Source organism: Saccharospirillum sp. MSK14-1 (assembly GCF_003054965.1).
GTDB lineage: Bacteria > Pseudomonadota > Gammaproteobacteria > Pseudomonadales > Natronospirillaceae > Saccharospirillum.
In genome coordinates this window covers 219495-226048 of sequence record NZ_MIES01000002.1, presented here as the reverse complement: position 1 = coordinate 226048, position 6554 = coordinate 219495, and the positions used below count along the sequence as shown (strand labels likewise).

The 6554-nt window shown below is 49.4% G+C and carries 5 protein-coding genes and 1 rRNA gene; 5 read left to right on the top strand and 1 reads right to left on the bottom strand.

From position 1 onward, the window contains the following. Positions 1-4: 4 nt before the first annotated feature. Positions 5-120: ribosomal RNA gene (rrf, locus tag BGP77_RS01120) — 5S ribosomal RNA — on the top strand. Between the two features lie 194 nt (positions 121-314). Here the strand turns inward: rrf and BGP77_RS01115 are convergent. Further along, positions 315-2249 (bottom strand): sigma-54-dependent Fis family transcriptional regulator, encoded by a 1935-nt coding sequence (locus BGP77_RS01115; RefSeq protein ID WP_108162883.1) that lies wholly within the window; start codon positions 2247-2249, stop codon positions 315-317. Between the two features lie 349 nt (positions 2250-2598). On the opposite strand from BGP77_RS01115, the gene BGP77_RS01110 reads away from it, so the two are divergent. Genes BGP77_RS01110 through BGP77_RS01095 form a run of 4 tightly spaced genes read left to right on the top strand, consistent with a single transcriptional unit; the run spans position 2599 to position 6546 of the window. Further along, positions 2599-3687 (top strand): ABC transporter ATP-binding protein, encoded by a 1089-nt coding sequence (locus tag BGP77_RS01110; protein WP_108162882.1) that lies wholly within the window; start codon positions 2599-2601, stop codon positions 3685-3687. Position 3688: 1 nt separating this feature from the next. Beyond that, entirely contained in the window at positions 3689-4789 is a 1101-nt protein-coding gene (locus BGP77_RS01105) for an ABC transporter ATP-binding protein (protein ID WP_108162881.1), read from the top strand. Then, positions 4782-5663, top strand: a complete 882-nt coding sequence (locus tag BGP77_RS01100) for a carbohydrate ABC transporter permease (RefSeq protein ID WP_108162904.1) — start codon at positions 4782-4784, stop codon at positions 5661-5663. The genes BGP77_RS01105 and BGP77_RS01100 overlap by 8 nt, the downstream gene beginning before the upstream one ends. A 4-nt stretch (positions 5664-5667) precedes the next feature. Next, positions 5668-6546 (top strand): carbohydrate ABC transporter permease, encoded by an 879-nt coding sequence (locus BGP77_RS01095; protein ID WP_108162880.1) that lies wholly within the window; start codon positions 5668-5670, stop codon positions 6544-6546. Positions 6547-6554 lie beyond the last annotated feature (8 nt).

The window sequence follows — 6554 nt, the reverse complement described above, 5'->3', positions numbered from 1 at the left end:
TTTGCTTGACGACCATAGAGCTGTGGAACCACCTGACTCCTTGCCGAACTCAGTCGTGAAACGCAGCCTCGCCGATGGTAGTGTGGGGCTTCCCCATGTGAGAGTAGGTCATCGTCAAGCTTTTAATACCGCCCCGGACCAGAGATGGTTCGGGGTTTTTTATTGTCTGCAACACAAGCACTACGATGACCTCCTCTACGAGAAGCGGAGTGCCGCCCAGGTCAGAGATGGCTTGGGCGGTTCGACGACTCGATTTTTTATGGCATGAAGATCAGGGGCGACGATAGCCCGGGAACGCGCTTTTCCGCCGTGCTTCAACGCAAATATTTATAAACCGTATTTCGACTCACACCCGCCAATCGCGCGGTACGGCTAATATTGCCTCCGGTTTGCTGGTAATACGTCGTTATCTTCTCAGCCAGTGTCGCCTGCATAGGCTCTGCTTGAACGCCATCCAATGAATGAGATTCCTGATTTCTTGGCGAAGGTTCTAAGTCGTCGTAAAAATCTTCTGGCAGATGCTCGGGCTTAATAAGACCATCATCGCTCATGGCGCTGGCAACTTTTAAAACGTTACTTAATTGGCGCATATTGCCGGGCCAGGGGTGTTGTAGAAACAGGTCCAGCACGGCGGGAGACAGCTGCAGTTGAACGTCTTCTGATTGCAGGCGTTGAGTGGCGTAGTTGATCAGTTCGGCTTTATCCGTTCGGTGCCGAAGTGCCGGTAGAGTAACGTTTAATCCAGCCAGACGATAATACAGGTCCTGGCGAAACTCGCCCTGCTGAACGGCCTGTTTCAGATCGCGATTGGTGGCAGAGATTAAGCGGATATTGATCGGATAGGTTTCTGTCGAACCCAGTGGCGTTACGACCCTTTCCTGAAGAACCCGGAGTAATCTCGCTTGCATGGTAATCGGCATTTCTCCGATTTCATCCAGGAAAAGCGTGCCGCCATCCGCGCGGCGAATCAATCCGATAGCGCCATCCTGGTTAGCACCGGTAAAGGCGCCTTTTTGGTACCCAAACAGTTCCGATTCAATAAGGTCGGCAGGAATGGAAGCACAATTGACGGCTACCAGGTTCTTCTTTCGGCGACTGCCATGGTAGTGCAGTGAGCGAACCAGAATTTCTTTGCCTGCGCCTGTCTCGCCATGAATTAAAACAGGAATGTCCTTTTCGATGACTTTGCTAAGTTGCAGCAGCACCTGCCGTACGTTCGCATCGCCATGCTCTAATTCGTCAAAGGGAACAACATCGAAAGGCAAATCGTCGTGCTTAGCAAAGCTCGTTGCTTTCGGTGGGACGGTTTCTTTTGCCGTCTGTGCTTGTCGATAATCCGGTATTTTAAGCGGCGGGGCTGAAGGAGGCTGCACCCTGACCCAGGTGTGGTATCGGCCGAACGCCTTTAATGAAAGAGGCGTGTTAGCGGGTTGATGACATAACTCCAGAAAACGGCAATCGAAGATTTGCTCGATGTTCAACAGTGCCAGATCTTTTGCCAGCATTGCCCAGGCGCGTCGATTGGCGGAAATGACTTTGCCACTGTCGTCTAACACCAACATGCCAGACCAGTGAGAATCCAGACCACTGATGTTAGCGCTGAAGGTGACAATAAAGTGATCCCGCTGGAATGCTGCATAGATCAACTGATTCTCAACACTGAGCGACATCAGCTTCACCATGCCAAGGGTATGATCCTGAGGCAGGTAGGCGTCGGACGAGATGTCGAGGACGCCGATCATCTTTTTGTGTGTGTCGTAGATGGGTGAGGCCGAACCGACCATATAGCGATTTGCTCGCAGAAAATGCTCGTCGCGGCTGACTTGTACAGCCTGACCAGTCGCTAAGGCAGTACCGATGGCATTGGTTCCCGTACCTACTTCTCTCCACTGATAGCCCGGAAGCAAGCCGTGACGATCACTGTCATGAAATCGGCTCGCCCCCCATGTATTGAGCACCTGGCCTTGATTATCAGCCAGAACAATCAGGCAGGCTGAATTGGACAGAATGTTCTGGTAGTGGGGCAAAACCTCTGTTTCGGTGGTGTGAACTAGGTTGTGATGTTCATCGAGTAACGCGGCCACGTGCCCTTTACGCACCTCGCCAAACTGCGGTTGGCTGCTGTGTGACAAACCATAGGATTCGCACCGAGACCAGGAGTTCTCGATGACTTTATGGTGGGGCAGGTCCGCCGTTTTTGACTCGGTTGATTGCAAGCCCAGGAGTAAGGCTTCATCTGTATCTGTCATTGCCGTTCTCAGGTAGAAGTTTCGTTATTGTTGTACTTCTTCCAGCCTTATCAGGCGCTTCCAGCATACCTGAAGTGTGTTCAACCGCCACTGTTCATAACGCTGAACAACTGTTGAACATTGCTAGTTAGATATGAACACAAATGAACAATGGCAAAAAGTTCTGATGGCACGAGTTTCTTATTGATCGTTTATAACCTATTGAAAAATAGGGTAATTTAAATTTGTTCGTTTTGTTTCGTATTATTGGCACTGAAGTTGTAATAACCCCAGAAGAACGCTGAAAGACTGACTGCAAACGTTTCAATGAACAGCAGTGGTCAACAATAACAACAAAAGAGAAGCAGCAATGTCCCTAGCCCTTGAGCGCGTCAGCAAAGTCGTTGGCGGTCAGGAATGGATCAAAGACATCAGTCTTACGCTGGAACCTGGGTCCTTCAATGTCCTGCTCGGACGTACCTTAGCGGGTAAAACCACGTTGATGCGGCTGATGGCCGGCCTGGAACGTCCGACCTCAGGTGCCGTCATTATGAACGGCGTCGATGTAACGGGTATGCCAGTTCGCAAGCGCAACTTATCGATGGTCTACCAGCAGTTCATCAATTACCCCGACCAAACGGTGTATGAAAATATTGCTTCCCCTCTACGCCTGGCTCGGTTGCCAAAAGACGTTATTGATCAACGTGTACGCGAAACGGCTCAGATGCTGCACATTGAAGCGCATCTTGAGCGTTTCCCTTTGGAGCTTTCTGGCGGTCAGCAACAACGCACGGCGATGGCTCGGGCCTTAGTTAAAGATGCCGACCTGATCCTGTTTGATGAGCCTTTGGTTAATCTCGATTACAAACTGCGTGAAGAGTTCCGCGAGGAATTGCGTGAATTGTTTAAAGCCAAGCATTGCATCGCTGTTTATGCCACGACGGAACCCAATGAGGCATTGGCACTCGGTGGGCACACCGCCGTTTTGCATGAAGGTGAGCTGCTGCAATACGGTAAAACCCCAGACGTTTACCACCGCCCTAAGGATATTCTGACTGCCCAGATGTTCTCGGAACCGCCCATCAATATCGTTGCCGGTCGAGTAACGGAATCGGAAGTGACGTTTGATGAGTCGGTACATTTCAAATTGAATCAGGATTTAAGCGGGCTGAAACCCGGTAATTATCAGTTTGGTGTGCGGGCGTCACACATCGGCTTGGTGCCTCACGCTGACGATGATCTTGAACTAACCGTACGGGTGGACCTCGCAGAGATCAGTGGTTCTGAGACCTTTCTTCACGTTCGTAGTGAACAGTTTGAGTTGATTCTGCATTTATCGGGCGTACACGAATACGCGGTTGATCAAGTAGTAAAGGTTTATTTTCCTACTCACAAAATTTATGTCTTCGACTCAACCGGCGCTGTTGTTCATGTGCCAACACGTTTAGGAGGTCGATGATATGGCGGAAATTATCTTACGAAGTCTGGCGCATACGTACGACGCCAAAGCAGGTGCTGACTCGGACTATGCCATCCGGCAAATGGATCATGTTTGGCACCAAGGCGGCGCATACGCTTTGTTGGGGCCTTCCGGCTGCGGCAAGTCAACGATGCTCAATATTATTTCAGGCCTGCTCAGCCCTTCGGAAGGTGAGGTGTTGTTCGACACGGAAAGAGTGAATGAGCTTTCCCCGGAAGAACGCAACATTGCCCAGGTTTTCCAGTTTCCAGTGGTGTACGACACCATGACCGTCTACGACAACCTGGCCTTTCCGTTAAAGAATATTGGTATGGCCAAACATTTGATTCCAGCCAAGGTTCATGAAGTTGCCGATATTCTTGAACTGACGTCTGTCTTGCATCGAAAAGCTAAAAACCTCAGTGCTGACGAAAAGCAAAAGGTATCGATGGGGCGTGGTTTGGTTCGCGATGACGTCTCTGCCATTTTGTTCGATGAACCTTTGACTGTTATCGATCCACAGTTGAAATGGAAATTGCGACGCAAGCTCAAGCAAATTCATGAGCGCTTTAATATCACCATGATCTACGTTACGCACGATCAGCTTGAAGCATCGACCTTTGCGGAAAAAATTGCCGTTATGTACGACGGCCAGATCGTCCAGTTTGGGACGCCACGAGAATTGTTCGAGCGTCCGGCACATACATTCGTCGGGTTCTTTATCGGCAGTCCCGGTATGAACTTTCTGGAGGTGACGGTCGACGAACACAATGTTCATTTCTCAGGTTTACGAATCCCAGCTAATCCACGGCGGTTGCAGAGTGCAATCGCCTCGGGGTCATCCAACATCAAAGCGGGCATACGACCAGAGTTTATACACGTTTGGGATGAGCCCAATGATGAAGCTTTTGAAGTTGAGGTGCAGGACGTAGAGGACCTGGGTACCTACCGAATCCTGTCATTTTATTTGGGTGGCCAGATAGTCAGAGCTCGTTTAAACGAAGACCAAAATATTCCTTCGCAAAAGGCCTACGTTAGTTTTCCCGAGCAGTGGTTGAATATCTACGTCGATGAATATCGAGTGGGGGATGACGATGAATAAAGTGGAGAATAACAAAGCCTGGTTTTTAGTATTGCCCATGCTTTTGTTAGTGGCTTTTTCAGCCATCATTCCGTTGATGACGGTGGTAAATTATTCGGTTCAAGATATTTTGGGTAGCAGCGCGTATTTCGTTGGCACCGAATGGTTCAAGGATATCCTTAACGACAGCCAGTTACAGCAGGCACTGATCCGGCAGTTTATTTTCTCATTCACTATTCTCGCCATTGAAGTACCTTTGGGTATTGGCGTTGCACTGATGATGCCCAAAAAAGGTTGGCGGGCGTCCCTGATACTCATACTGGTCACGTTACCGTTGTTAGTGCCCTGGAATGTCGTGGGAACCATTTGGCTGATTTTTACTCGTACCGATATCGGCCTGGCTGGCGTTGGGCTGCGGGAGTTGGGTTATGCCTACAACATCACCCGTAATGATGGTGATGCCTGGGTAACCATTGTGTTAATGGATGTCTGGCATTGGACGCCCTTAGTCGCTCTGCTGTGCTATAGCGGCTTGCAGGCAATACCTCAGGCCTATTATCAGGCGGCGCGAATTGATCGCGCATCACGCTGGGCTATTTTCCGTTACATTCAGCTGCCTAAGCTGAGCAATGTGCTAGTCATCGGTGTGCTGCTTCGGTTTATGCACTCGTTCATGATTTATGCCGAGCCTTTTGTTTTAACCGGCGGTGGTCCAGGCAGTTCAACGACCTTCTTAAGCCAGACCCTGACTACCATGGCCATCGGCCAACAAGACCTGGGGCCTTCAGCCGCGTTCTCCATTATATATTTTCTGATCATTCTGGCGGTTTGTTATTGCTTCTATGTGGCCATTTTGAATATGGGGCGTGACAAGAACACGTCACAGCCGAGGTAAGCTTATGACAACTTCAAATCATTATTCGACATCGCAGACAACGACTTTCGTGAAGCGGAAATTACGGAACAATCCGAGTGCCCAACGTTGGCGACAACGTTTTTTTCTCGGCCTGTTTCTCATTTTCCTGCTGTTGCCGATCTATTGGTTAGTGAGTATGTCGTTTAAGACCAATACTGAGATACTGTCCGGTTTTTCGTTGTTTCCCAAAAGCCTGACCTTCGACAGCTACATCGAAATTTTAACGGACCCGAGTTGGTATATGGGGTACGTCAATTCACTGTTGTACGTTGTGACGAACATGCTGATCAGCATTCTGGTCGCATTGCCGGCTGCCTATGCATTCAGTCGCTACCGGTTTATTGGTGATAAACATCTGTTCTTTTGGCTGCTGACAAACCTGATGGCACCGCCTGCTGTTTTCCTGCTGCCTTACTTCCAGCTTTATTATTCGGTTGGTTTATTCGATACCCATATCGCCGTCGCGTTGGCGCATTGTTTATTCAATATACCGTTGGCGGTCTGGATTCTAGAAGGCTTTATGAGCGGTGTTCCTAAAGAGGTGGATGAGACGGCCTACATTGATGGTTACAGCTTTCCGCGCTTTTTTGTTCGAGTATTTATTCCAATGATTCGTTCGGGTATTGGCGTCACACTGTTCTTTTTATTCATGTTTTCCTGGGTGGAACTTCTACTTGCCAGAACGCTGACTGCGACAGATGCGCAGCCGATCGGTGCCATCATGACACGGACGAGAGGTGCTTCAGGCATTGATTGGTCATTATTGGCTGCAGCAGGAACATTAACCATCTTACCCGGTGTTATGGTGGTTTATTTCGTACGCAATTATATCGCCAAGGGCTTTGCTCTGGGCCGGACCTGAAAGGAGTG

Bases quoted from the DNA above. Each gene is read 5' to 3' on its own strand.
- BGP77_RS01105 (WP_108162881.1), top strand. From the start codon at position 3,689: ATGGCGGAAATTATCTTACGAAGTCTGGCGCATACGTACGACGCCAAA.
- BGP77_RS01095 (WP_108162880.1), top strand. From the start codon at position 5,668: ATGACAACTTCAAATCATTATTCGACATCGCAGACAACGACTTTCGTG.
- BGP77_RS01115 (WP_108162883.1), bottom strand. From the start codon at position 2,249: ATGACAGATACAGATGAAGCCTTACTCCTGGGCTTGCAATCAACCGAG.
- BGP77_RS01110 (WP_108162882.1), top strand. From the start codon at position 2,599: ATGTCCCTAGCCCTTGAGCGCGTCAGCAAAGTCGTTGGCGGTCAGGAA.
- BGP77_RS01100 (WP_108162904.1), top strand. From the start codon at position 4,782: ATGAATAAAGTGGAGAATAACAAAGCCTGGTTTTTAGTATTGCCCATG.